Raw genomic sequence first — 24,255 nt, 5'->3', positions numbered from 1 at the left:
TCAGGTACGCACTTAAACATACTGGCTTCAAAAGTAAATGTTTCAAGCCAAATATGCAGCTTATTCTATCCTGTGATAACATCTGGCCGCAGCGAATTGTTTAACCAAGTATAAATTAAACGATACGGCAACTGCGGCAGGAAACTATATCAGCAGCTACTAAAGTTATAGAAAAGAGAGAATTACGATGGGTGCACCTCTTTTTCGCTCAAAATGTATTACATAAAAACAGGGCAAAAGTAGTATCTTTGCAGCCTAAAACCACACACGTACGATGTTAGATAAGTTAGAAGCCATAAATCAGCGGTTTGAAGAGGTAAGCCAGCTGCTCATCCAGCCTGACGTGGCCAGCGACATGAAGAAATTCAAGACGTTGAATAAAGAGTACAAGGATCTCGACAAGATTGTTATTGAATACAAGAAGTATAAGAATATCCTGAGCAACATCGACAATGCCAAGCAGGTAATTGCCACAGAAAAAGACGAAGACTTCCGCCAGATGGCCAAGGAGGAGCTCGACGAGCTGCTGCCCCAGCGTGAGGCGATGGAAGAAGCACTAAAGGAGCTCCTGATCCCGAAAGATCCGAACGACAGCAAAGACATTATCATGGAAATTCGCGCGGGTGCAGGTGGCGACGAGGCCTCTATTTTTGCCGGCGACCTGTACCGCATGTATAGCCGCTTTGCTGAAAAGATGGGCTGGCGCGTAGAACTGATCGATGCTACGGAAGGTACTTCCGGAGGGTATAAGGAAATTATCGTCGGCATGTCGGGCGAAGACGTGTATGGCAAGTTGAAGTTTGAGTCGGGTGTACACCGGGTGCAGCGCGTGCCGGCTACCGAAACGCAGGGCCGCATTCATACCTCCGTTGCCTCGGTGGTGGTGCTGCCTGAGGTGGAGGAACTCGACGTGGAGATTGATATGAACGACGTGCGCAAAGACTTGTTCATGTCTTCGGGCCCAGGTGGTCAGTCGGTAAACACCACCTACTCTGCTGTGCGCCTCACGCACATTCCGACAGGAATCGTAGCGCAGTGCCAGGACCAGAAATCGCAGCTAAAGAACTTTGATAAAGCGCTTGCGGTACTCCGCTCGCGCCTCTACGAAATTGAGTTGGCCAAGAAGCAGGAAGCCGAAGGTGCCCAACGCAAGAGCATGGTAGGTGGCGGCGACCGCTCAGATAAGATCCGCACCTACAACTATCCGCAGGGCCGCGTAACAGATCACCGCATTGGCTACACCGTGTATAACCTGCCAAACGTAATGGATGGTGGAATTGAGGATTTTGTAGAAGAGCTGCGCATTGCCGAAAACGCAGAACGCCTGAAAGAAGGTGCCGCAGCCGAATAAAGCGTAAGATATAGTATAAAAGGATGCAGCCGGACATGTGTGCCGTTGGCTGCATCCTTTTTCTTTTTTATTGCTAACTTGTTGAGCGGTACTTTTCCTCTTCGCTCATCTTCAGATTTACACTTTGAAATACCTGCTCGCCATACTTCCATTACTCCTGCTGTTCTCCCTCTTTTCCTGCGAGCCGGAAGATGAGGTAATTACGACAGACCCTAACGCAGTATTGGAGTTTTCCGGTGATACGGTGCTGTTTGATACGGTTTTTGTAAGCCAAGGCAGCGTTACCAAACGCCTGAAGGTCTTTAACCCCAACCAGAAAGCTGTACGCATCTCCGAAATCATGCTCGCTGGGGCTGCCGCTTCGCCCTACCAGCTTATCATCAATGGCAAGCAAAGCCCTGTGGTAAACGACCTGGAGCTGCGGGGCAAAGACAGCCTGTATGTGCTGGTGAAAGTTAACATTGATCCGTCGGATGTGCACCTGCCTTTTCTGGTGGCTGACTCTATCCTGTTTAAAACCAACGGGCAGCAGCAAAATGTGAAACTGGTGGCTTACGGGCAAAATGCGTATTTCCATCGCAAAGAAGTGCTCGGCACCACTACCTGGCCTAACGACAAGCCGCACGTGCTGCTTGACACAGTGCTGGTGCGGGAAGGCGCTACGTTAACTATACCCAAGGGCACGCACCTTTACGCTGGCAGCAAAGCCGTGCTGCTCGTAAATGGGCGCCTGCTGGTGGAGGGGACGCCGGAAGAGCGGGTAAGCTTTCGTGGCTACCGTCGCGAAGAGGAGTACAAAACGGCGCCGGGGCAATGGGAAGGTATCCGCATCCTGACAAAAAGTGCCGATAACGAGATTAGGTATGCTGATATCCGGAATACGCTTTACGGACTTCGGGTTGGCAATCCCGGAAAAGGCGGAACGCTGGTGACGGGCTGTGTGGTAGCCAATGCGTTTCAGGCTGGCATTGTGGGTTATACGTCGGAGGTGAAGGTGGTGAACACGCTCATTTACAACTGCGGTGCGTATGGTTTCGGTGGCTTAGGCGGTGGCAAGTATGAAGTGCTATACTCTACCATCGTGAACTATGGCAACCGGCTGCCGCGAGAGGTGCCGGCCTTTGTGGTGGCAGACTATATTCCGGGTACCGATGTAAAAGACCAGCCGACGGCGCTGCGGCTGCTGAACTCCATCATATACTCTGAAGGGATGAGAGATGAAATATTGCTGGATGTCGGAACCGATGCTACAGTAGACATCGCCAACAACCTGCTGCGCACGGAGGCTTATCAGGAACAGCTAAACCAGAACGGCAACATTCTGAACACAGCGCCTAAATTCAAATTGCCCGAAAAAGCCAACTTCCGCCTAGATACCTTATCGCCGGCCAGTGGCGCCGCCCAAAGGCTGCCCGGCGTTACCACCGACCTGCCCGGCAAACCCCGGAATGCGACCAAACCGGACATTGGCGCGTATGAACGTATCATAGATTAAAGCATGTACAATTAGAGGGCTTCCCATTGTTTACCTGTTAACATTATGTGGTTTCAGAAAGAGATTAGATTGCCGGCTGTAAAGCGGGGTTATCACCTTATCACCGACCTACTGGTGGCGCAACTACCGGAGCTGGAGGATATAGAAGTGGGCCTGGCGCATGTATTTATCAAGCATACTTCTGCCAGCTTAACGATAAACGAGGATGCAGACCCCACAGTGCGGCAGGATTTTGAAAGCCATTTCAACCACATGGTGCCGGAAAACCAAACCTACTACCGCCATACCACAGAAGGCTCGGACGACATGCCGGCGCACCTGAAAGCGGCCATACTTGGAAGTGCAGTGTCCATCCCAATTTCTGGCGGGCAGCTAAACCTGGGTACCTGGCAGGGCATTTACCTCTGCGAACACCGCGATCATGCTTCCAAGCGCACAGTGGTTGTTACCTTGCAGGGAGCAAGTGGTGAAGATTAGGTATAGCTACCCCGCTACACGCACGAGCCAGAGGTAAATGCAAGTATAAAGTTGTTTGGTAGCAATACGAAAGCTGCTTTGCCATTAAACCCCATCCCACATCTGACCTGACCTATCGCACCACGGTAACTTTCTTCACGACTGCACCATACGTGCTGGTGATGTGCAGGAAGTAAACGCCGGGCGGAAGCTGGTGCACATCAAGTCGTAGTACCCGGTCATGCGTTGCAGCGGATAGCAGTAGCTTGCCAAGTTGGTTAAATACCTGCACCTGGCGTACGGCAATGCGGGCTGCCTGCTCAATAATGATAATATCTGAGGCCGGGTTGGGATATACCTCCAGGTCTTTAACGGTGATATGAATGTACTTTACTTTTGCTTCAGAGCTGCTGAGCTCGCCATTCGTGATGGTGAGCCGCACGCTATACTTACCGGAAGCAGGATAAGTGACGCTTGGGGCCAGCTCCGTAGAAACGGCAGGAGTGCCTCCCTCGAACTCCCACAACCTGGAGGTAGCCCGCACCCCTCTCGAGGCGTCTTTAAAAGCTACAGTTTTGCCTTCTACCGTTAACGTATCGCGCAGCTCGGCCGCCTCAAAATCAGCACGCAGGGTGTTGGTGCAGCCCAAGGAGCTAAGCAAAGGGCGGCGCACGCTGCTTATTACACTGCGCATGTAAGCTACCTGTCCTTTGGTAAAGAGGTTCATACAGGCGTCGTCGGTATAATCCATGTAATTCTGGAACATGTCGCCATAAGGCCCGTTGTCGCAGGAAATGTGCGCTTCGCCGGGGCAGCCATTGTTCTGTTCCAATTGGCTGGGAGTATCGTTTATTCCGTCAGAGTCCGTGCAGGATGAGCCGTTGCCCCAGATGTGCTTCAGGCCCAGCCAGTGGCCGATTTCATGTGTGGCGGTACGGCCGGCATTATAAGCCCACTGGTACTTGTTGGCTGGCGCTGCCCCAACGGAAGCATAATGCAGCACTACCCCATCTACGTCGGCGGGGGTGCCTGGCGAAGAGGCGAAGCCCAGCACGTTATCTGCCAGCTCACAAACCCAGATGTTCAGGTACTCGTCGCGGTTCCATATGTCCTCGCCACCAGTGTCTGTATACATCATGTCATAACCCGTGCTGAAGCTAGATTGGGTCGTATAGGTGCGGGTAATGCCGTTCGTCGGACTACCGTCAGGGTCAACAGATGCCAGGCAAAAGACGACCTTTGTGCTGGCAGCATACGGCCGGAAATAGGCAGGCGTAGCAGCTGTATCGGCATTTTGCCTGTTAAAGTCGGCGTTCAGCACAGCCAGTTGTGAAAAGAGTTGTTCTTCTGAAATATTCTGGCTGGGAGTATGGTACACAACATGGAATACCACTGGTATGGTGATCGCTGCCTGCTGCAGTTGCTGCCCCTTTGGCCGGGCCTCCAGCGCCTGGCTAATGGCCTGCGCTGCCTGCTGCTGCATCATCGCGAATTTAGGATACTGCCGCTGCAGAACAGTTTTAAAGGATTCGGTACCACAGTTACGGCCTTTATTGGGCAATAGCGTGCTTTGTGCCCAGGCCGATATGGACAGGAACAGAACGAGAAAGCCGGTCAGGGTAAAGCTGCGCATGAAAGCTTAGGATAATAAATAAACAGGAAAAGCTTCGCTACACAAGATACTGAATTTCTAAATGACTGAGCGTAAGTAGGATGGAATAATTATAAGGTCGCATCCACGCGGTAGTTCAGCGTGTCGCCAAATACGAGCTTCTGAGCGCCCTCTACCCGGTAACTGCTCAGGTTGCCATTGCTGGGGTCAGCCGTTAGCTGCAGCTTGCGGCGGGTAAAAAACAGCACGTTCTGATCTTTTACCAGTGCCTGCAACCGTGCCAAGTGCTGGCTGGGGCTTAGCAGCAACCGTAGGTAAAGTACCGGTGCTTCTGCATCCTCATGGCGGATATAATGAATAGCGGTGCTGCCATCTGATAAGATACTATCGGTGCGGGTATAATACTCCTGCAAGGTAGGCTTGTTGAGGTCCAGGTCATCGAACATGGACAATTCGTCCGTCCAGTCCACTTCAGCGGTTTCAATCGTTTCTACAGGGGCATTCTCGGTCTTCACTGATTTGAGCACCATCGGTTGCTCCTGCTGCAGTCGTGTTTTCTGCTGCTGCAGGTAGGCACTCAGGTTGTAAGCGCCCTTTTCCAGGCCCGAGGCGGGTGGTGTAGGGCGCTCACAAGCTGTGGTGACCAACAAGAGGCCCAGTAAAAGAGATGGGATATATCTGGCCACCGTTAGATTATTCTTTATCGATTAAAGAAACGCCCGTCATCTCGGATGGCTGTTGTATACCCATCAGGTCCAGAATGGTAGGGGCAATATCACCCAGTTTGCCCTCATGCAGCGTACCTTTAAAGTCGTTGCTCACCAGGATGCAGGGTACCAGGTTAGTTGTGTGCGCCGTGTTGGGCGTGCCGTCGGCGTTAACCATAAAGTCGGCATTGCCATGGTCTGCAATAATGATGCTGTCATAGCCATTCTCCAGGGCAGTCGTTACTACTTTTTCAGCGCACTTATCGGCCGTTTCGCAGGCTTTTACCACGGCTTCGAATACGCCGGTGTGCCCAACCATATCCGGGTTAGCGAAGTTGAGGCAGATAAAGTCAGCCGACTTGTTTTCCAGTTCCGGTACAATGGTATCGCGGAGGTCGTAGGCGCTCATCTCCGGCTGCAGGTCGTAGGTGGCTACTTTGGGCGATGGGCACATCAGGCGCTTTTCGCCATCAAACTCTGTTTCGCGGCCGCCGGAAAAGAAGAAGGTCACGTGCGGATACTTCTCCGTTTCAGCGATGCGGATCTGTTTTTTACCGGCTTTTGCCAATATCTCGCCCAGGGTATTGTTCAGGTTATCTTTTTCAAATACCACGTTTACGCCTTCAAAGCTCTCGTCGTACGTGGTCATGGTAATGTAGTGCAGGTCCAGTTTGTGCATGTCCTGCTCCGGGAAGTCGCGTTGCGTGAGTGCCTGCGTAATTTCGCGGCCGCGGTCGGTCCGGAAATTAAAGCAGATCACCACATCGCCGTCTTTAATAGTAGCAATAGGCTGCCCCTGGTCGTTTACCTTCACAATAGGCTTTATGAACTCATCCGATACGCCGGCGTTATACGAGTCCAGCATCGACTTGATAAGGTTCTGCGAAGGCGAGCCCTCTCCTTTTACCATCAGGTCGTAAGCCAGCTTCACGCGTTCCCAGCGGTTGTCGCGGTCCATGGCATAGTAGCGGCCGATGATTGAAGCGATCGTGCCAGTGCTCTGCTCCAGGTGCTGCTCCAGTTCGTTGATGAATTTTACGCCGCTCTTCGGGTCCGTATCCCGGCCGTCGGTAAAGGCATGGATGTATACTTCGCGAAGCTCCTGGTCGTTGGCAGCAGTGCAAAGCGCCTTCAGGTGGTTGATGTGCGAATGCACGCCGCCATCCGATAGCAGGCCGATAAAGTGTACCGGCTTTTTGTTTTCTTTAGCATAGGCAAAAGCGTCGGCCAGCACAGGTTGTGTGGCAAACTTGCGCTCGGCAATGGCTTTGTTAATGCGCACCAGGTCCTGGTACACCACACGCCCGGCGCCCAGGTTCATATGGCCTACCTCTGAGTTGCCCATCTGTCCGTCGGGTAGCCCCACGTATTCGCCCGAAGCCTGTAGCCTTGTATTGGGATATTTCTGAAGTATAGCGTCAAAAAAAGGCGTATTGGCTTTTGCAATAGCCGAAACCTCCGGATGCGTAGCAATGCCCCACCCGTCTAAAATCACTAAGATTACCTTTTTATCCATGGTGCAAATATAACTATAATCTTTAAATGGCTGCTGATGAATCTGGTTGATGGTTGCGGCCGGTTAACAGGCGCTTACTTTGCAAGCGCTCTATCTATAATGGCTACTCCGCTGCCGGCAAAAAGTTGGGCAGTATGATTTCTGTTTCCTAATATTTCGGATATCCTTTTAACTTTATACTTCTAAGCTGTACCTTGTTACTTGGCATAGTTTTAGCTTCTATCAGGCAAGATCACAAACAGCATATATGAAAAGATTTAGACAAATTGTAGTAACTTTTTCCCTGGTATTAGTAGCCGTGTTCTGGATTTCAGGCAAGGCCATGGCGCAAAACGAGGTGATGAGTAGTGTGAAGTCTGCCATGAAGATCGGATCGGCAAAAGACCTGGCGCGCAACTTCAGCAACGTGATAGAGATTACCCTGGATGGCAGCGAAGCGACTAGCTATAGCAACACGCAGGCCGAGTTTGTGATGAAGAACTTCTTCAGTAAAAATGCGCCGGTAGATTTTGCTGTTAACCACGATGGAACCTCTGAAAAAGGCCAGTTGTACGCCATTGGCACCTATACTTCCCGTGATGGTTCCTATACTGTTCTGATCCGGATGAAGGCTGCGGGCGGCAGGTACCAGATACACTCCATGAACTTTATCAAAGATTAACACGATAAATAACAGTTTTTTAGAAAGGCGCGGCATTAATACCGGGCCTTTTTTTATTTTTGCACTGTGAAAACGACTTACCTGACAAAAGAGAGTATCGATGCGTTTATCGCGGCGGCGCTTGCCGAGGACATCGGCGACGGAGATCACTCTTCGCTGGCCGCGATTCCGGCAGAAGCCGAAAACCAGGCGCGCCTGCTGGTAAAAGACGACGGCATACTAGCAGGTGTAGAGCTGGCTAGGTATATCTTTAAGGCCGTAGACCCTGCGCTGCAGCTGGAAGTGCTGCTGCAAGATGGCGCTGCGGTAAGGTATGGTGATGTGGCCCTGACGGTAAAAGGCAAAGCCCAATCCATACTTACGGCCGAGCGGCTGGTGCTGAACTGCATGCAACGTATGAGCGGCATTGCCACTTATACCCATCACTTGGTAGAGCTGATCAAAGGGACTGGTGCCCAGCTGCTGGACACGCGCAAAACCACCCCCAACTTCCGGATGCTGGAGAAATGGGCAGTGCTGATCGGCGGCGGCGTGAACCACCGTTATGGCCTGTTCGATATGATTATCCTGAAAGACAACCACGTGGATTATGCCGGCGGCATACGCGAAGCTATTACGGCAACACAGCGCTACCTGCAGGAGAAAGGCAAAGAGCTGCAGATAGAAATAGAAACGCGTACGTTGCAGGAGGTGCAGGAAGCGCTGAACACAGGCGGCATTCACCGCATTATGCTCGATAATATGTCCCCTGCCCTGATGCGGGAAGCCGTAGCCCTGATCGGGGGCAAGTATGAAACCGAGGCTTCGGGCGGCATTACGGAGCAAACTATCCGTGCCGTGGCAGAATGTGGCGTAGATTATATTTCGGTTGGGGCGCTGACGCATTCCACCAAAAGTCTGGATCTTAGCTTAAAGGCATTCTAAATTAATTACCTTTGCCCTGCACTGGCGGGGCAGCACCTGCTTGCCTGCTATGCCCTCTGTTTAGAAGGCCGAAGAAGTAAGTTTATGGAGAGGAAAGAGTTACGATAGTTATTAGTTTATGCAGCAACCAAACCAACGCGGTTTTCGGGCGCAGCAGGGAGCTTCCCCGCTGGCCATCCGCACAAAAAAATACCAACTAGATAAAAAAGTATACTCCAGCATGGCGCTGAAACAAGTATGGCGTAAAGACTGGTGGTACCTGCTCATTCCGCTGGTGCTCCTGCTATTGCCAGCTATTTTCAGCTTTTCGTGGTGGTGGGTAGCCGCAGCAGTTGTAGTTACGATTCTGTTTGCCTTGTTGCGCTCGGCGCAGGTTATGGGCGTAACGCAGGTAGAGCAGGGCAATGTGCTGTTTGAGAAAGTGAACTACGAGATAGACCAGCGCCAGATTCTGATGAAGCGCAGTGAGCGCGAAGGTATGGCCCTGACCTGGGACATGATTGGCAAGGCAAGCAAGCAGGATGATGCTTTTATGCTGTGGCTGAAGCCTGCCAGCGCCGAGCAACTACCCAAAGGCTGGAAAGGCTGGTTAGCCAGAACCTTCCAGGTGCCTGTTTTCCTGTACCTGCCGTTCCGCATTTTTACAGGTCCAAATGATGTAAAGCTGATGGAAAGCATGCTGCGCCGTAAGAATCTGACAGCATAATATAGCCCCATCCTGCTTTAAAACGTTAAATAAATGTGTGAAGCCTTTCCTTTTTGTGAGGCCCATGTATAAGTATAAATACAGCAACAATGAATAAGAACGTATTAGTAATCTTTGCCGCCGTATGCGGATTATCTCTGACTTCCTGTGGCGACCCTTCTGACCTGCGCCCCGAGGAAAAAGTATCAGTTGACCTGGTAGAGCCGGGCACCCGCGATACCTATAACGTAGGGAAAGTAAATGCCATACATGATGAGAATGATAAGGAGCAGGTAATGCCGGACCGTGACCTGGGTGGCAATACCATTCAGAAAGGCGACAGCGTTTCTGAGCGGAGCGAAACAAATACCAAAGAAGGCGCAGACAAAGACTAAGCTGCACGCTTTTGCTTGATGATGCCTGCCGTTGCCCATCCGGAGCCGCGGCAGGCATTTTTTTGCCGCGGCTGGCGGCTTATACTTTGCCCGCAGGTATGGGGGTGTTCCCAAATTAAAGCCTATATTTGCAACACAATTGCTTTTAACAGATTTATGGCGCAACAGGACGAATGGTTTAGCACCTGGTTCGACTCCCCGTATTACCACATCCTCTATAACAACCGCAATGCCTCCGAGGCGCAGCTGTTTATGGATAACCTGCTGCGCTACCTTCATCCAAAGCCCCACGAGAAAATACTGGACCTGGCTTGTGGCAAAGGCCGCTACTCGCTATACCTGAGCCAGCAAGGGTTCGACGTGACCGGCATTGACCTGTCGGAGCACAGCATTGCCTTTGCTAAACAATTCGAAAACGACCACCTGCATTTTGAGGTGCACGACATGCGGGAGAAGTACAAGCCGCATACCTTCGACTTTATACTTAACCTGTTTACTAGCTTCGGCTACTTTGATAACGAAACGGAGAATGTGGTGGCCCTTTGTGCCGCAGCAGACAGCCTGAAGCACGGCGGCAAACTGGTGATCGACTTTATGAACACCGACCGAACCATTGCCCATCTGGTAGCCACAGAACAGAAAGAGGTGCAGGGTATTACGTTTCACATACACCGGGGCGTGGAAAACGGCTTTATTGTAAAAACCATCCGCTTCCAGGACCAAGACCAGGAGTATTGCTTTGAAGAACGCGTGCGTGCCCTCCGTATGGAAGATTTTAAAGTATATTTTGCAATGGCAAAGCTGCGCCTGGTGGAGGTGTTCGGCAATTATAAACTAGCTCCTTTTGATAGTGAAAAAAGCGAGCGGATGATCTTTGTCTTAAAGAAATAACCCTCCGGATGATTTTGGCCATACTTGTTCTCTTTTTTGCTGTCATCGGCTCAGGATTCCTGGTAAAGGTGTTCCCGCCTACGCAGGGCCATTGGCTAAAACTGGCGCTGGCTTTCAGCGGAGCGTACCTGTTTTCTATTACCATCATCCACCTGTTGCCCGATGTGCTGCTGGATAGCCCTGATCCGCAGCTTGTAGGCTACTGGGTGCTGGCAGGCTTTTTTCTGCAACTGGTGCTGGAGCTGTTCTCGCATGGCGTAGAGCACGGCCACATGCATACGCATGAGCATGGCCGCGTTGGTTCGATGCCCTTTCTGCTGCTGGGGTCGCTTTTTGTTCATTCTTTTCTGGAGGGAAGTATACTCATAGACCAGGGCAGCCGGCACCTCGGGCATGCGCACCAGAGCAACAGCTTTTATCTGGTGTTACTGGGGGTGGCGCTGCACCACGTTCCGGCGGGCTTCGCCCTGATGTCAGTCCTGCTGTCGCGGCTCAACAATTTCCGGAAAGCTTTTTTGTGGCTGCTGGTCTTTGCCCTGGGGTCGCCTTTGGGTATTGTGGTGAGCAATGCACTGCTGCATGACGCCCCTGACAGTACCTTGTATACTGCTCTTACAGGCTTGGTAGCCGGTAATTTCCTGCACATCTCCACCACCATTCTTTTTGAGAGCAGCCCGGAGCACCACGTCAACCGCAACAAATTGGTAGCTACCCTGCTCGGGCTATTGCTGGCGCTGGTCAGTAATTTTGCCTAAGAAAGCACAAGGCGCCAGCCGCTACTTATACTTCCTGTTATGGTGCGGAGCCATGCTGACACGGGCTACTCCTCTTTCTATCATACGCTACCATGGGTAGTATAGAATGCGTGACCAGCAAGCAACCGCTGCTGTTTAAAGTCCTCCGTTGTGTTGCTGCAATACTTCGCGGCGCAGCAGTAGCTGTTGGGGCGTGGCGGTGGAGTCATCCTGCACTACAAATTTAAGTTCTACAGGCTTTGCTTCGGGTGTAAATACTTGTCTGTAAAGCTGGTTGTGGCGCACGTATGTCAGCTCTACTGGTTGAGGGGTTTTTACCTCCAGCATCGGGCCCAGAAGCTGGTATACATTGTCTTCCGTGAGCTTCTCCCCATTTACAGCCTGCAGAATATCATACTGCTGCAGGCCCATGGTGTTGTCCAGCGGCTCGGCTATCCAGTAGAACTTCTGATCCTTTTCAAATCCCAGCCGGAACTCCCCGAAAGTATACTTAGTGCTCTGCTGTTTGTCGGCATAGCGCCAGCCTATCTTCTGATAGTACTCCTGGTACGGCAGCGGCTTGTTTCCCACTACATAATCCTCAAAAAACTGACCGATTTCAGGATATGAGTTGGCTATGATTACCGGTATCAGCTCGTTATCTTTAAACGGCTTGTTAGGGCCATACTGCTTTGCCAGGTGCAGCAACAGTTCGCGCAGGTCCAGTTGCCCTTTACTGAGTTCCTGCAGCCGGATGTCGAGCAGAAAGCCGATGAGAGCGCCTTTCTGGTATACGTTCGGGTACATGTCCTGAAACTCAGGCTCTATGATGCGGCGGCTCATTTCGGTAAACGACACATCCGGAAACGCACTGGCCCGGCGCATCTTGTCCATCATCTCCTCCTGAAAGTGCTCATATGTTTTCAGGTCTTGCTGCAACTGCACCAGCTGCGCAAAATATTCCGTTACGCCCTCATACAGCCACAGGTGTTGCGACAGTTTCGGGTCTTTAAAGTCAAAGTGTTCGATCTCCTCGCTGTGCACGTTCAGCGGCGTAAGGATGTGCAGGAATTCATGTGAGGCCACATCCAGCACCATGTGCTTCAGCTCTTCCCCGTTTTGCTCCGGCAAAAAATAGAACGAGCTGTAGGAGTGCTCCATCGCACCAAACCCACCATAGCGGCTAAGCGTGGTGTTGCTCCTGCGGGAGAAGTATAAAATAAACTGGTAATGATCTACGGGCATGCCGTCGAAAAAGGCCGAAAGCGCCACCGCCAGCGGCCGGATGATCTCGCGCACGGCAGCGGAAGTCACCATGCCGGATTCGGAGTGCACAGCTATTGCCACGGTGGTGTTGCCGGTGCGGAAACTGACAGTATCGGGCACGCTATACAGGATGGGCGAATCTACGAGGCGAACGTAATCGGATGCTTTTACCTGGTCCTGTTCCGGAGAGGCATGCATAAGTGGCAGGGCTGTTGCTCCGAAAAGTGTGGCAGGCTTCTGAATGTTGATCGTATAGGGCCGCATTTTATAACCCTCCAAATAGCCATAGAAGCCGAAGTGGTTGATAACAAAATTGTTGCCTGCCTGAATATTGGTGCCACCCGGCTGAAAGATGTAGTTGTCGTTCTTCTCCACATCCCAGGTGTCATCTACCAGGTACTCCAGGTGGTCCAGCTTCTGTGCTTTCTCGATCAGGAAGAGATTATTGCCCCTTCGGCTGGTCTTTAATTGGTGCCCTTTGGCATCGTAGGCGGCAAATTTATGCACAAAGCGGCCATAGTCTTTCCGGGCATAAGACCCCGGAATTACGCTGGGCATGATATAGGTGGCCTGCTCCTCCTTTACCGCCGGCGTGTGTACCACCACTTTCACCTGGTCGTTGCGGACATGTGTCAGGTCGAGTGAGATGGTATAAGCCTGTTGTGCTATCGCGCCAACGGATAGTAGCAGCAGAGAGGCGGCCAGGAGAATGCATTTCATGTATGTGCGTTTATCTACAACGGAGGCATGGCCCCTGTAAACAGCAGTAGCTACCTTAAAGGTATAAAAGTTACGGTACTTTACGGTATGTAAATAGACATTGGTACGATACAAGTGGCTGCTGCACAACGTTCACTTGCAGGGGAAGTATACTAGTATAAACCTAACATGCACTTAGTTATGAAACTTCTGAAGTACTTTGCAGTGGTTGTGTTGCTGTTGGCTTGTCAGGCAGCCGAGGCACAAACCAGTAACCTGGATGTTTTTGCAGGAAAACTGAAGAAATATGCCGCCACACACCAGGCTAACGGCAAGTGGACCATGCCTGTGCTGAAATCAACTGCCGGACAAGCGCTGATGCCCTCCCCTAAACTTATCGGCTACATGGAAGACTCGGATACGGGCCTGCGATATTATCCTAAGCTAGGCAAGATATGCGATCCGGAAACAAGCTATACGTACGATCTGCGAACGAAGAAAATATACAAGGGCAAGGAGGAGATAAAAATTAAAATGCTTTAGAGAGAAGTTTCATGCAGCATTTTAGGAGCTGTGTCCACACTGATAAGCCGGTTACAGCAAGTAACAGGGAGAGCAAACTACATAATGGTGGAGAGGAGCGTTGCCACCAGTGCTTTTACGGTTAGCATTACAGCGCCGGTGTTTACCGGGGCGTCTGTTGCATCTTCTTCACCTGAAAAGGCATCGCGCAGGTAAGCAATCGGGCTTTCCAGCACTTCAGCATCCAGCACTGACCTTTCCTGTGGCTTGGTAACAGCTTTGGCTTTAGGCTTGGCGGCTGCCGGCGTTCCAGGGGTTACCTGCGGTGAAGCAGGTGCCGTTTGGTTCGCTGTGGCAGTATTGGTCGGAGCCGTAGTAGCAGGAGCATCCAAGGCTAAAGCAGGCGGTGCCAGGCATACAAGCGCAAGAGCTGCCAATGCTACAGAAGTACGTACCGATTGCCACAGATTGATCATGGTCAAAAGTAGTTTTTAATATTTAAAAATACAAGAATACGGTAGGATGTTTTAGAGAATACGTTATTTTATATATTAAGGCTATCCGCCTGACCTTTAGTAACATAATGGTAACGTACTGGAGGGCGCTAACGCTTGGCGGGAGCGGGTTTGATAACCTTGATACGGACAGGTACCACACCTGCTTTTATCGAGTGAAGCCGCCTGGCTGCCTTTTCTGAAAGGTCTACGATGCGGCCTTTAACAAATGGGCCGCGGTCAGTGATCCGCACTTTTATACTTTTATGGGTTTCCAGGTTTGTTACCTTGATTTTGGTGCCAAGTGGAAGCTGTTTGTGAGCTGCTGTCATTCTGCCGTGGCGGTAGGGTTTGCCATTGGCCATTTTGTGACCTTGTAATTTGCGACTGTAGTAAGAGGCTTTGCCTTCTTCGGTGTAGCCGCGCTCACCAAACGCAGGCCTGCCGGCACAGGAGGCAAGCATGAAACTCATAAGTAGCAGCAGCAATAAAAGGCGAACTACAGCAATCAGGCGGGTACGGGGAAAAAAGAGAGGGAGCATAATGTAATAGTAATAGGGATGCAGCCGCAGTTTAGCACACAAGACATATACTGCCGGGCACAGCTACTGCCGCCGCCTACAATAGCAGGGCTATAGCCAAAGATAAACATTATGATTTAAACCTCCTGCTCCGGAGCAATAAAAGCAATGAGCGGTGCTCCCCTGACTGAGAAACACCGCTCATTGCTTTTGTAAGTATTTTCGTGGCTACTACTGCTGTACCTGGTAATTGTATACTTCAATTGCCTGCGTCAGCTTATCTTTCTGGAAGAGGTTGATCACAAACTGAGCTCCCAATACACCTGCTCCGGCATACATAACAGGCGAGATTTGTACAGCGCCATTCCCGTTAGAATTTTTGGCAGTAACAAGCCCGCCGACAGCCAGCAAACCGGCACCCAGAATAGTGACGCCGGTGTTTACCAGTTTATCCTTGCGGTACTTGCGTAGCAGGGCCATACTGGCGGCGTTGTCTGAAAGGGCGTCCTGTAGGTTGTTATAGTCAAACAGGTATAAGGGCCCGTTGTCTTTCGAGAAAAAGTAGATGCGGCGGCGGCTGGTGTTGGGGCCTCCGTAGCCAAACGGGCCATACCCATACCCGTAGGGGCTATAATCATAGGTGGTGCGCGAAGTATAAAACTTATCAATACGCGGCCCGTCAAGGAGGCGTTTGGCGAAAGAGTCGTAGCTGTTGCCCGCCTCTACCCGCGCAAAATAGCCTTCATCATCCTGAAAAGCGGCCACCATACTTGGGTTGACCTTCAGGGTATCGTTGAGTAGAAAGTGATTTTGTTTGAAGATGGGAGATTTATACTGCAGCTTATTGGCATACAGCACCTCTCCGTTCTGTAACTGAACGAAATACTTGCCAGGGCGGGAGTACTCTGTCTGGGCTTTTGCAGCCAGGCCGGTTAGCAGGCAAAGCAGCAGGAGGTAAAAGGCGTTTCTTTTCATAAATAATCAGCAGCAAAATAAGTGCCTGGCTATTAGTTAGCTTTAGTTAAAAAGTAAGAACAACATCAGCAGCATACCCAAGAGCGCCAGGTATACCCAACGCATCAACTGGCCCCGGTATTTGCTAGGCATCATGTTGCTCACCAGCATCACAACGATTAAAAGGCCTAAAATATATAAGAGTATAAACGTAACAGCTTTAACCCAGTTGGGCACAATGGTGTTTTCGGGCTGCACCTGGTCGCTCATACCCATACCTGATAAAACATAGCTCAGGCCAAAGTACATCACCAGCTCAAATACGATAAAGTAAAACAACCAGCTAAGCCAGTTATACTTGCCATTGCTCATAACTTACAGGCTTTTATAAAAATGATAACTTTTGATGTGGAACCCCTCGCGGAAGTAAAACCGGTGCGCTGCCGCATTGGTTACGTAAGCATCCAGCATCACAGTGTCGCAGTGGTGGCGCACCGCCTCCTGCTGCATCCAGTCAGCAAGTAATTTGCCCAGCCCTTGGGCGCGGTAAGCTTCGTGTACCACAAAATTATCTACTTCTAAGTATTTGCCGCTGTACAGCTTGGTATTGATCCAGAAGCCGGACAGGCCCACACAAGTACCGTGCTCCGTGTACACGCCGATCATACGGTATCCGTTTGGCAGCATCTGGGAAAGCAGCTGCTCGTAACGGGCCAAGCTCATGGCGGGGTTTAGCTGTAAGATAAGGGGATGCTGTGCCAGCATTGGCTCCAGCCCCTGAAGTTCTGCCAGCCTGAAAGCCGTGGCGGCTGTCTCCTGTTTATTCATGTAGAAGCGCAGAGGAGGGTTGATAACGGGTGATATACTCCTGTATAGCTGCTACAGGGACATGGCCAGCCAGGGATACCGCTCGTTTTTTGCCCTTGGCGAGGGTCAAAAGCAGCGTCTGCCCGGTAACAGTTATAGAGGCGATCTCCTGCCAGGCATAAAAAGGCTTCTGGAAAGGCGTTAGCCACAGCCGTACTCCCTGGCGCGAAAAAGTGACTGCTGCATTGTTTTTAGTTTGGATTCTTACCACCACAGCCACGATAAACAAGATACAGGCTACCAAAAAAGGCCACCCCAGCCGGGTGGAGCCTTGCGTAAATTGCAGGTAGGCAATGCTGCCCATCACGAGGCTCTCTATCAGGTAAGTGGCCACCCCCAGGTGCCGGATACGGTGGCTGAGCCAATGATGGAAGCACACAATCAGGAACACCGCCAGAGACGAGGCAAAGTATAAAGCGATAAAAGGGGCGTATTCGTGTGCATGTTCCAGTTTGCTTATGCCTTTCATCAGAATCACAAAGGCAGTCAGCAAATGTGTTAGCGTGTCGAGCTTCTGGTTAGGGCGCGGCGCAACAGGCACTTGCAACAGTTTTTCTTGTGGGTCCATGCTCATTTTATCCGGGCTTAACAAAGATAAGCTTCTGGCGCAAATTGCCTGCATGTAAGTTACAATTTACTTAAACGCGCCTGTACAATTATAAGAATATAATTGTACAGATACATTTTTTGAAACAATACCCCCTACTCATCGCGTTAGAATACCAGGAGACAGTAGGGATATGAAATTATTACGGAACATTAAATTAGATAATTATAATTTCTATAACAGCGGAGCAACGAGAAAAATATTTAGTGTGGGGTATGAGAACCTCACTACATTTGTTTATTACCAGGATGCGAGCAACAGGTATACTCTGGTGATTGCCAAAGGGGACGACCCACCGCTGATTGTGGAAAAGAAAATAACCAGAGCCGAAGCGTTCCGGTTGATGAACACCCGACCATAAAATGGCCGGGCTTTTCTGCTTTAAGTCCCTCCTAGCCCTTGAGCTGTAACTTTTTACCTGTTTCCTCGCTCTCCATACCAGTCTGAAAGTACTGCCGCTTCTCTATTTTGGTTTGTACGGATAGTTGTAAGCAGTTGAAGAACTCCTTGCAGGTTGCATTTTGTTGTCTCCGAAGTATAAGTTGTGATTTTAGTAGGTTTTGTGGTAAACCTTTGGAAATAGTAGCAATACACGGCACTTTTTCGGAGCCTAAGTTGCTCTAGTATAAACACAGCCCAAAAACCAGGTATGTCTGAAAAAGAAACCATGTCGGATGTAAACGAAGTGCAGCACATGTTTCTGCATGTGGAGAGCAGCGATGCCATCTGTATGCTAAATATAGCAGGGCACCCTTACCGCCTGCGCGAGTTGATCTTTATGATGGTGCAAAATGGTTGCCGCGTTATGCAAACCAATGCCGACGCTTACCAAACGTTTCTGTACGATAAAGAGACGGTGGAAATCTACGACTTTCTGAGTTCTATCATCAAAGCCAAGTTTTTATAACCTGCTAAGCAGCATATAGTTGGTCAGTAAACAAGAGAGGCTCCACCAATGGAGCCTCTCTTGTTTACTGACTTGTATAGCTATTAGGATTGTTTGATTTCAATTTCACGGGCCTGCCCTGCCGACTCATGATACGGTAATTTTACCTGTAGCTGCCCTTCGTGGTAAACAGCTTCGATTTTGCTAAGGTTTACCTGCGGAGGCAGCGTAAATGTTTTGTTAAACAGCGGGGCTGCCATTTCCGGATTATCCTCGCTGTGTAAGGTAGATAGTACTGTTAGTTGGTTGTTGTGCAGCACCACCCGAAATGATTCAGGGTTTACACCTGCGGCCCATACTTCAATAACGGCCCCTTTCTTATACTTCTTTATATCCACGTAAGTCTCACTTACACCACCACCTACTGTGTTCAGCAAGTCGATTTGAAGGGCGATGTTTCGTAGCAGTTCTTTATCTTTTATAAGTTTCATGTCTTTCTCCTCTTTCTTATCTGAGGAGAATAATGCAAATGCGGTGCCAAGCTCACTAGCAGCTTATACTTGCGATCATAAGCAGTATACTATGCCAATGTGGCTTGCGATAGGTGTAGTTCATCACATCGGTAGGCCATATTGACAGCTGTCGATCTAAAATAGCTCTTTATAGTGCAATTACCTTTAACAGCAGGTATGTTATTCCAGCACAACACCTGCGGCTGCAACTAATCTGGTAAGGCCCTGATCGCCCAGAGATAACAGGCATGCTTTTCCGGTGACCAGGTGGCGTTAAGAGGTATCGTTATAACTACATTTTCCCAGCACAACAAAGTGGCTTTCCCTTTATGGGAAAATTACTGGCCTGGCGAATTGCACCAAAAATAATTTTCTCTGCTTTGCTGCAAGTGCTGAAAGGCTTCTAATAAGCAGTATAGTAGATATTTAATGGATTTGTTCCCGATACAGGCTTCTGCATGTCGCAGGGTGTAGGCGCCTTAGGGCGGGGGTGGCATGCTTCTTTCTTAAGGGGAGAAGCATTAGAGATTACAAGCTTACCACATGAAAAACTTATACATTGCATTCCTTCTCCTGGTCCTTTCTGCTAACCAGGCTTTTGCTCAAACCTTTTCTCAGGCATACGACAGGGTTATACTATACCACGAAAACTTTTCCGGCACGGTGAGCGGCATCACCTCTAATAGCACTTGGGAAATTAACACAATAGCTCCTTTAAGCAATTCAGCGCAGGCTTCTGGTGGCGCTTTCGCCCACACAATTCCTTACAATACTACGAATCCCAAAATATTATACCTCGATAACGCAATTTCTACGGTGGGTTTCAAAAACATTGGCATCATCTGGACCAACTTCCGCACTAAAATCAAGAACAACGTAAACAATAACGCCACCATCACCCTATATTATAGCATTGATAATGGCCCTTATACCGCTGTCGCTTACTTTCCGCAGAGTGAGAACGTGTATAACCAGTGGAACCTAGTAAACAATGGAAGCTTTATTCAACTGCCTGCTGCTGTAGCTAATAAAGCCAATGTACGCTTTTACTGGAGTGTAAATACACCAAGCAAGTTTGGCGACGACTATGCGCTGGATGACATTACTCTCGTCGGCACACCGGACGACGACCAGAGTACGCCTGAAGATGACCTCTCTACCTTTGACTGGAGCACGCGTGCTGTAAATGAGAACCCGTTCGTTACTTCTTCCTCCACGGCAGCGACTCCCTACACAGTAAATGGTATTTCGCTGCGCTGGACGCTTACTGCAGGTGCCGGCGTAAGTGTTAGCAAGGCGGCAGTAGATGATGCTACCTTTCAGGCACCTGTTAAAACGCTCTCTTTAACCCAGTCAGGTGCTTCAGCTACCGTAGGTACCACGGTTCAGTTGGACTTCAGTGACTTTGTAAAAGACCTTACCTTTACCCTTTTCGACGTAGACCAGGCCAGCGGCCAGTTTCAGGATCATGTGGTAATTACGGGCGTTACCTATAGCGGGGGTGTTGTGATGCCTAAAAATAAGATTCAGTATACGTCCAAACACAGTTACAACGCCACCAGTGGGGTTATAACAGGTATATCGGGCACCGATGTGGCCGCTGCGTCTGACGAGGGGAACATAAAAGTATCTTTCGGTGTGCCAGTGTCGCGCGTTAAGATCACCTATTATAATGACGATGCGGCAAAAGGCAACCAGGGCATTGCGATCCACAACCTTTACTGGCGCCGCAACCGCAGCGTAATTACCTTGCCTGTAGAGCTGGTTTATTTTAAAGGGCAGGTTGCCAGCAGCACCGGCAAGTTCCAGTGGGTAACAGCCAGCGAGAAAAACAACGACAGGTTTGAGGTGGAGCGCAGCGAAGATGGCAGAAACTTCCTGAAAATCGGCGAAGTAAAAGGCCATGGCAACAGCAGCAGCGCTATTAACTACAGTTTTATAGATACCAACCCGGCACCCGGCACTAATTATTACCGCCTGCGCCAGGTAGATACTGACGGTACTACCTCCTTTTCGACAGTAGTGGCGCTGGCATTCTCATCGGCTTCATCGCAAACCTTATCAAAAACGTCCCAAGCGTCAGTATATCCTACATTCGCTACTACAGAGGTAACCGTTCGCGTGAGCGAAGCCGCTCGTATACAAGTGCTTGATGCGACAGGTAAGCCCATCACCTCCTTAACCAGCCCGGCCTCAGGCGAACTCATTTTACCGGTACAGCACCTCCAGCGTGGCGTATACTTTGTGACAATATATACCGGGCAGCAGCGCGAAACACTCCGTTTTGTGAAGCAGTAAAGCTATGCCCATACAGGAGCCAGCAAGGTGTAGGCAGCAGCAGTAACATAACGATGCCTGCACAGGCCCGTAAATATAAAGAGACACATTTTTAAACGAACCAATAACACTATGAAAACAACAACTAGGAGAACAACCACCATTACAGCTTTTGCATTGGCAGTAGGTATGCTTACTGCCTGTAACGATCCAAAAGGAACAGTAGAAAACGATACCATGACCGAGGCTACCGCTGATACGGCGGTTATGTACCAGGACAACAACGGACGTGTAGAGGCTGATGGCGTACAGGTAAAAGATATTGGGGACGATTTCTGGAATAACGTAGACTTTGAAGCGCCGGTAGTAGAGGTAGCCACCCTGAAAGGTGTGGACGTAGAAAAACGCGCGACTGAAGATTACACCATCTACACAATGGACGAACGGGTAATGTTTGATACCGATAAAGCAACCATCCGGGAGAATGCTGAACCTAAAATCCAGGAGATCGCTAACGAAATAAAAAATATTCCGGGGAACGGCCCTATTCGTATTTATGGCTACACCGATGCCCGTGCCAGCCAGGATTACAATATGGAGCTTTCCGAAGACCGTGCTAAATCAGTACAGGACTGGCTGCAAAGTAAAGGCGGTATTGATGCCTCGCGTATTAGTATTCAGCCAATGGGCGAGAAAAACCCTATTGCCACCAACGAAACAGCTGCCGGTCGTCAAAAGAACCGCCGCGTAGCCATTGTAGTGGCTACCACCTAATCGGTGGGGCTGCTTGCCCGCTTTATCTTCTACTTTTCAGATGCCGCTTCTGCGTAAGCCTGGCTCGGATTTATGATGCATCCCTACTTTAAGAACCCTTGCGTAAGCCTATACTATAGCCGGGAAGAAAAACTCGGCATGGCGGAATGGGAAGGGCATTTGCGGGGTGCTGATTTTCGGGAGGCCATGCTGCTGTGCCTTGAACTGATGGATCGGTTCGGGCTGAAGGGATGGCTGGAAGACGACCGAAAGGTACTGACCGTAGATGCCGCTGACCTGCAGTGGAGCAAAGGCGTGCTAACAGTGCGGCTTAAGACCATACCGCTGCTACGCCTGGCCCGGTTGCCTTCTGAGGTCGCCCAGCCGACACTCTCTGATGGCGTAAAAGTGGGCGTTCGGCTGGACTCCGGCAGCAGCCTGGCACTGCGCGACTTTAAGGAGAAGCAGGCAGCACTGGACTGGCTGCAGGAGATAGCCTTAGGTATTGCAGTAATGTAGCCAGGCAAACGCCTGCAGATGTACAACTTGCCTGCCTCCGCTGCTGCGAAAACTATATCAGGGAGGCCCCGTAAGTTTAAGGCAGAACACAGACAAACAAATACTATGAAAAAAACAATAATTGCTGCTTCCGTATTGACTACGTGCTTTTTTAGTGCCTGTAACAATCCGAAAGGCGGCGTAGAGAAAGATACGCTTGCTGATGCGACAGCAGATACTGCTGTGATGTATCAGGATAAGAACGGGCAGGTAGCTGCCGATGGTGCGGAAGTAAAAGAATGGGGCGATGTTGATTTTGACGCGCCTACTATTAGCCTTCCTGGCTTTAACGATGCGGATGTAGAAGTACGTGGAAATGATACTTACAACATCTACGCAATGGATGAGAAGGTACTCTTTGATCTGGATAAAGCTACCCTCCGCCCCGGGGCAGAAGACAAACTGCGCGACATTGCCAACTCCATCAAGAGCTTAGGCAACAGTGGCGCGATCAGGATCTACGGCTATACCGATTCACTGGCAAGTAAGTCTTATAACAAGGAACTCTCGGAAGATCGGGCGAACACTGTAAAAGACTGGCTGCAGAACAACACGGACATCGATGCCTCGCGCATGAGTATTCAGCCCATGGGCGAGAAAAACCCTGTGGCGACCAACGAAACCGCTGCTGGCCGCCAGGAGAACCGCCGTGTAGCCATTGTAGTGGCTAAAAACCCGAACGGCTAAGAACATTTCATTATTTTATACCTGACAGAAAGGGCTGCTGTGCAAACAGTGGCCCTTTTGTTTTATAATTTAGGGCTTCGCAGAAACAGGGAATGTGGTAGATCACAAAACTTATAAGCAGAAGTATAGTTTATAGGGGTAAACGGTCTGCGAAGTATGGCCATGTGGCTGCACAAAGCCATAGGAGCTTAACGGTCCGTTACCTAAGTATAAAGGATTTGTTGTATCTAGCAACAAGTCTTGTACCGGAATACGAAAACAATATGCTACAACTATACTATAAAACGGAGTTTATTCGGGTAAGCTATGAAGAGGAGTGGCAGTTGGGAGTAGCCGAGTGGAATGGCTTTGTCAGCAGCGGCGAACTCCGGAAGGCGGCACTGAACTCGCTCAATTTTGTGCATGAAAAAAATATTACCCGCTGGCTGGCCGACCGCCGCAAGATGCGCGCCATCCGCCAGCAGGACCAGCAATGGACAGTAGAGGAATTCATCCCGAAGATGATGGCCAGTCCTCTTCGCCGGCTAGCCACTGTGATTTCGGAAGATATGTTCAACAAAATGGCCTTAGAGCAGATAATTCGCCGCAGCAGTGGCTTCGGAGATATTGCCCTCCGCGACTTCGATAATTTTGCCGCTGCTATGGCGTGGCTGAAAACGCCGCTATCGGAGAATGCAGCGCCGAATACACTATTACCTATAAATGACAATGAAAATATAAATAAGAGAATACTTCTATTATTTATATTTTTAGATTAAATTTCCTGCTTCGATTTTAGAAAAATGATGCAGGTATACTTTACGAACAGCTTTATAAGCCTTCAATATGATAAACAAGCCCAATTAGGCAAAGCAGTATGGCGGGGATCCTTACGAGGGCCAGAACTACGGGAAGCTTTTCTGCTGTGCCTGGAAATGATCGATCGTTTTACATTAACCCGCTGGCTGGCAGACGACCGCCTGATGCTATCTATTGCTCCTGCTGACCTGGAGTGGAGCATGAAATTATTTGTACCCCGTTTGGCGGGCAGCTCCATCCTGCGTTTTGCCCGCCTTCCTTCTAACTCTGAAAGCAACCGCAGGGATGTAGAGTTCATGATCAAAAAAGGTCAGAGTCCCGACCTGGTCGTGCAGCTTCGTGATTTTGCCACTGAGGCTGAGGCAATGGACTGGCTGATGGAGCTACCCTAAGTATAGCAACAGCCAACGGTAGCCCCTCACCCTAA

General features: G+C 50.0%; 29 protein-coding genes. 18 read left to right on the top strand and 11 right to left on the bottom strand.

What is annotated here, in order from left to right; genetic code table 11:
• Window positions 1–274 precede the first annotated feature (274 nt).
• From prfA to ABDW72_RS06160, 3 genes are all read left to right on the top strand, one after another.
• Window positions 275–1,351 carry a peptide chain release factor 1 gene (gene prfA, locus ABDW72_RS06170; protein WP_347157590.1) on the top strand — a complete coding sequence of 359 codons (1,077 nt, stop codon included), beginning with the start codon at window positions 275–277 and terminating at the stop codon, window positions 1,349–1,351.
• 124 nt (window positions 1,352–1,475) lie between these two features.
• The gene (locus tag ABDW72_RS06165; protein ID WP_347157589.1) at window positions 1,476–2,846 is read left to right on the top strand and encodes a hypothetical protein; all 1,371 of its coding nucleotides are present in this window, start codon (window positions 1,476–1,478) and stop codon (window positions 2,844–2,846) included.
• Window positions 2,847–2,891: 45 nt separating this feature from the next.
• Window positions 2,892–3,323 carry a secondary thiamine-phosphate synthase enzyme YjbQ gene (locus tag ABDW72_RS06160; RefSeq protein ID WP_347157588.1) on the top strand — a complete coding sequence of 144 codons (432 nt, stop codon included), beginning with the start codon at window positions 2,892–2,894 and terminating at the stop codon, window positions 3,321–3,323.
• A gap of 112 nt (window positions 3,324–3,435) precedes the next feature.
• Here the strand turns inward: ABDW72_RS06160 and ABDW72_RS06155 are convergent, their stop codons facing one another.
• From ABDW72_RS06155 to gpmI, 3 genes are all read right to left on the bottom strand, one after another.
• Window positions 3,436–4,935, bottom strand: coding sequence for a M43 family zinc metalloprotease (locus ABDW72_RS06155; RefSeq protein ID WP_347157587.1), 1,500 nt, complete (start codon window positions 4,933–4,935; stop codon window positions 3,436–3,438).
• Between the two features lie 89 nt (window positions 4,936–5,024).
• The gene (locus tag ABDW72_RS06150) at window positions 5,025–5,600 is read right to left on the bottom strand and encodes a hypothetical protein (RefSeq protein ID WP_347157586.1); all 576 of its coding nucleotides are present in this window, start codon (window positions 5,598–5,600) and stop codon (window positions 5,025–5,027) included.
• 7 nt (window positions 5,601–5,607) lie between these two features.
• A complete protein-coding gene (gene gpmI / locus ABDW72_RS06145; RefSeq protein ID WP_347157585.1) occupies window positions 5,608–7,137 on the bottom strand; it encodes a 2,3-bisphosphoglycerate-independent phosphoglycerate mutase in 1,530 nt (509 codons plus the stop codon).
• Window positions 7,138–7,384: 247 nt separating this feature from the next.
• On the opposite strand from gpmI, the gene ABDW72_RS06140 reads away from it, so the two are divergent.
• The 6 genes from ABDW72_RS06140 (at window position 7,385) to ABDW72_RS06115 (ending at window position 11,448) form a co-directional block, all read left to right on the top strand.
• Window positions 7,385–7,798 carry a DUF4783 domain-containing protein gene (locus tag ABDW72_RS06140; protein ID WP_347157584.1) on the top strand — a complete coding sequence of 138 codons (414 nt, stop codon included), beginning with the start codon at window positions 7,385–7,387 and terminating at the stop codon, window positions 7,796–7,798.
• A 66-nt stretch (window positions 7,799–7,864) separates the two neighbouring features.
• On the top strand, window positions 7,865–8,722 hold the full coding sequence (gene nadC, locus ABDW72_RS06135) for a carboxylating nicotinate-nucleotide diphosphorylase (protein ID WP_347157583.1): 858 nt from the start codon (window positions 7,865–7,867) through the stop codon (window positions 8,720–8,722).
• Window positions 8,723–8,840: 118 nt separating this feature from the next.
• Window positions 8,841–9,428, top strand: a complete 588-nt coding sequence (locus tag ABDW72_RS06130) for a hypothetical protein (RefSeq protein WP_347157582.1) — start codon at window positions 8,841–8,843, stop codon at window positions 9,426–9,428.
• An 89-nt stretch (window positions 9,429–9,517) separates the two neighbouring features.
• A complete protein-coding gene (locus ABDW72_RS06125) occupies window positions 9,518–9,802 on the top strand; it encodes a hypothetical protein (RefSeq protein WP_347157580.1) in 285 nt (94 codons plus the stop codon).
• 156 nt (window positions 9,803–9,958) lie between these two features.
• Window positions 9,959–10,693 carry a class I SAM-dependent methyltransferase gene (locus tag ABDW72_RS06120; protein ID WP_347157579.1) on the top strand — a complete coding sequence of 245 codons (735 nt, stop codon included), beginning with the start codon at window positions 9,959–9,961 and terminating at the stop codon, window positions 10,691–10,693.
• Window positions 10,694–10,701: 8 nt separating this feature from the next.
• Window positions 10,702–11,448 carry a ZIP family metal transporter gene (locus tag ABDW72_RS06115; RefSeq protein ID WP_347157578.1) on the top strand — a complete coding sequence of 249 codons (747 nt, stop codon included), beginning with the start codon at window positions 10,702–10,704 and terminating at the stop codon, window positions 11,446–11,448.
• A gap of 135 nt (window positions 11,449–11,583) precedes the next feature.
• Here the strand turns inward: ABDW72_RS06115 and ABDW72_RS06110 are convergent, their stop codons facing one another.
• Window positions 11,584–13,413, bottom strand: coding sequence for a M61 family metallopeptidase (locus ABDW72_RS06110; protein WP_347157577.1), 1,830 nt, complete (start codon window positions 13,411–13,413; stop codon window positions 11,584–11,586).
• A 180-nt stretch (window positions 13,414–13,593) separates the two neighbouring features.
• Here ABDW72_RS06110 and ABDW72_RS06105 point away from each other — a divergent pair, with 180 nt between their 5' ends.
• Window positions 13,594–13,935 carry a hypothetical protein gene (locus ABDW72_RS06105; protein WP_347157576.1) on the top strand — a complete coding sequence of 114 codons (342 nt, stop codon included), beginning with the start codon at window positions 13,594–13,596 and terminating at the stop codon, window positions 13,933–13,935.
• A gap of 77 nt (window positions 13,936–14,012) precedes the next feature.
• On the opposite strand, the gene ABDW72_RS06100 is transcribed toward ABDW72_RS06105, so the two are convergent.
• The 6 genes from ABDW72_RS06100 to ABDW72_RS06075 all read right to left on the bottom strand — a co-directional run bounded on the left by ABDW72_RS06100 (window position 14,013) and on the right by ABDW72_RS06075 (window position 17,324).
• Window positions 14,013–14,390, bottom strand: a complete 378-nt coding sequence (locus ABDW72_RS06100) for a hypothetical protein (RefSeq protein ID WP_347157575.1) — start codon at window positions 14,388–14,390, stop codon at window positions 14,013–14,015.
• A gap of 128 nt (window positions 14,391–14,518) precedes the next feature.
• Window positions 14,519–14,881 (bottom strand): septal ring lytic transglycosylase RlpA family protein, encoded by a 363-nt coding sequence (locus tag ABDW72_RS06095; RefSeq protein ID WP_347157574.1) that lies wholly within the window; start codon window positions 14,879–14,881, stop codon window positions 14,519–14,521.
• A gap of 279 nt (window positions 14,882–15,160) precedes the next feature.
• Window positions 15,161–15,904: a hypothetical protein gene (locus tag ABDW72_RS06090; protein ID WP_347157573.1), complete on the bottom strand. Its 744-nt coding sequence runs from the start codon at window positions 15,902–15,904 to the stop codon at window positions 15,161–15,163.
• A 42-nt stretch (window positions 15,905–15,946) separates the two neighbouring features.
• The gene (locus ABDW72_RS06085; RefSeq protein ID WP_347157572.1) at window positions 15,947–16,255 is read right to left on the bottom strand and encodes a hypothetical protein; all 309 of its coding nucleotides are present in this window, start codon (window positions 16,253–16,255) and stop codon (window positions 15,947–15,949) included.
• A 3-nt stretch (window positions 16,256–16,258) separates the two neighbouring features.
• Window positions 16,259–16,711, bottom strand: coding sequence for a GNAT family N-acetyltransferase (locus ABDW72_RS06080; RefSeq protein ID WP_347157571.1), 453 nt, complete (start codon window positions 16,709–16,711; stop codon window positions 16,259–16,261).
• Window positions 16,704–17,324, bottom strand: coding sequence for a hypothetical protein (locus tag ABDW72_RS06075; protein WP_347157570.1), 621 nt, complete (start codon window positions 17,322–17,324; stop codon window positions 16,704–16,706). The genes ABDW72_RS06080 and ABDW72_RS06075 overlap by 8 nt, the downstream gene beginning before the upstream one ends.
• A gap of 166 nt (window positions 17,325–17,490) precedes the next feature.
• Here ABDW72_RS06075 and ABDW72_RS06070 point away from each other — a divergent pair, with 166 nt between their 5' ends.
• Together ABDW72_RS06070 and ABDW72_RS06065 are read left to right on the top strand one after the other, a co-directional pair.
• Entirely contained in the window at window positions 17,491–17,718 is a 228-nt protein-coding gene (locus ABDW72_RS06070; RefSeq protein ID WP_347157569.1) for a hypothetical protein, read from the top strand.
• Between the two features lie 288 nt (window positions 17,719–18,006).
• On the top strand, window positions 18,007–18,264 hold the full coding sequence (locus ABDW72_RS06065; protein ID WP_347157568.1) for a hypothetical protein: 258 nt from the start codon (window positions 18,007–18,009) through the stop codon (window positions 18,262–18,264).
• Window positions 18,265–18,347: 83 nt separating this feature from the next.
• Here the strand turns inward: ABDW72_RS06065 and ABDW72_RS06060 are convergent, their stop codons facing one another.
• Window positions 18,348–18,734, bottom strand: coding sequence for an Hsp20/alpha crystallin family protein (locus ABDW72_RS06060; protein ID WP_347157567.1), 387 nt, complete (start codon window positions 18,732–18,734; stop codon window positions 18,348–18,350).
• 564 nt (window positions 18,735–19,298) lie between these two features.
• On the opposite strand from ABDW72_RS06060, the gene ABDW72_RS06055 reads away from it, so the two are divergent.
• The 6 genes from ABDW72_RS06055 to ABDW72_RS06030 all read left to right on the top strand — a co-directional run bounded on the left by ABDW72_RS06055 (window position 19,299) and on the right by ABDW72_RS06030 (window position 24,220).
• Window positions 19,299–21,053, top strand: a complete 1,755-nt coding sequence (locus ABDW72_RS06055; protein WP_347157566.1) for a T9SS type A sorting domain-containing protein — start codon at window positions 19,299–19,301, stop codon at window positions 21,051–21,053.
• Window positions 21,054–21,164: 111 nt separating this feature from the next.
• Window positions 21,165–21,806 carry an OmpA family protein gene (locus tag ABDW72_RS06050; RefSeq protein WP_347157565.1) on the top strand — a complete coding sequence of 214 codons (642 nt, stop codon included), beginning with the start codon at window positions 21,165–21,167 and terminating at the stop codon, window positions 21,804–21,806.
• 72 nt (window positions 21,807–21,878) lie between these two features.
• Window positions 21,879–22,304, top strand: a complete 426-nt coding sequence (locus tag ABDW72_RS06045; RefSeq protein ID WP_347157564.1) for a hypothetical protein — start codon at window positions 21,879–21,881, stop codon at window positions 22,302–22,304.
• A 105-nt stretch (window positions 22,305–22,409) separates the two neighbouring features.
• Complete coding sequence (locus tag ABDW72_RS06040) at window positions 22,410–23,030, top strand: OmpA family protein (RefSeq protein ID WP_347157563.1); 621 nt, start codon at window positions 22,410–22,412, stop codon at window positions 23,028–23,030.
• Between the two features lie 263 nt (window positions 23,031–23,293).
• A complete protein-coding gene (locus tag ABDW72_RS06035; protein ID WP_347157562.1) occupies window positions 23,294–23,788 on the top strand; it encodes a hypothetical protein in 495 nt (164 codons plus the stop codon).
• Window positions 23,789–23,812: 24 nt separating this feature from the next.
• A complete protein-coding gene (locus ABDW72_RS06030; protein WP_347157561.1) occupies window positions 23,813–24,220 on the top strand; it encodes a hypothetical protein in 408 nt (135 codons plus the stop codon).
• The last annotated feature ends 35 nt before the right edge of the window (window positions 24,221–24,255 follow it).

This window comes from Pontibacter chitinilyticus (assembly GCF_039748935.1).
Classification (GTDB): domain Bacteria; phylum Bacteroidota; class Bacteroidia; order Cytophagales; family Hymenobacteraceae; genus Pontibacter; species Pontibacter chitinilyticus.
The sequence above is the reverse complement of the archived record's forward strand: the minus strand, read 5'-3'. Positions and strand labels throughout refer to the sequence as shown.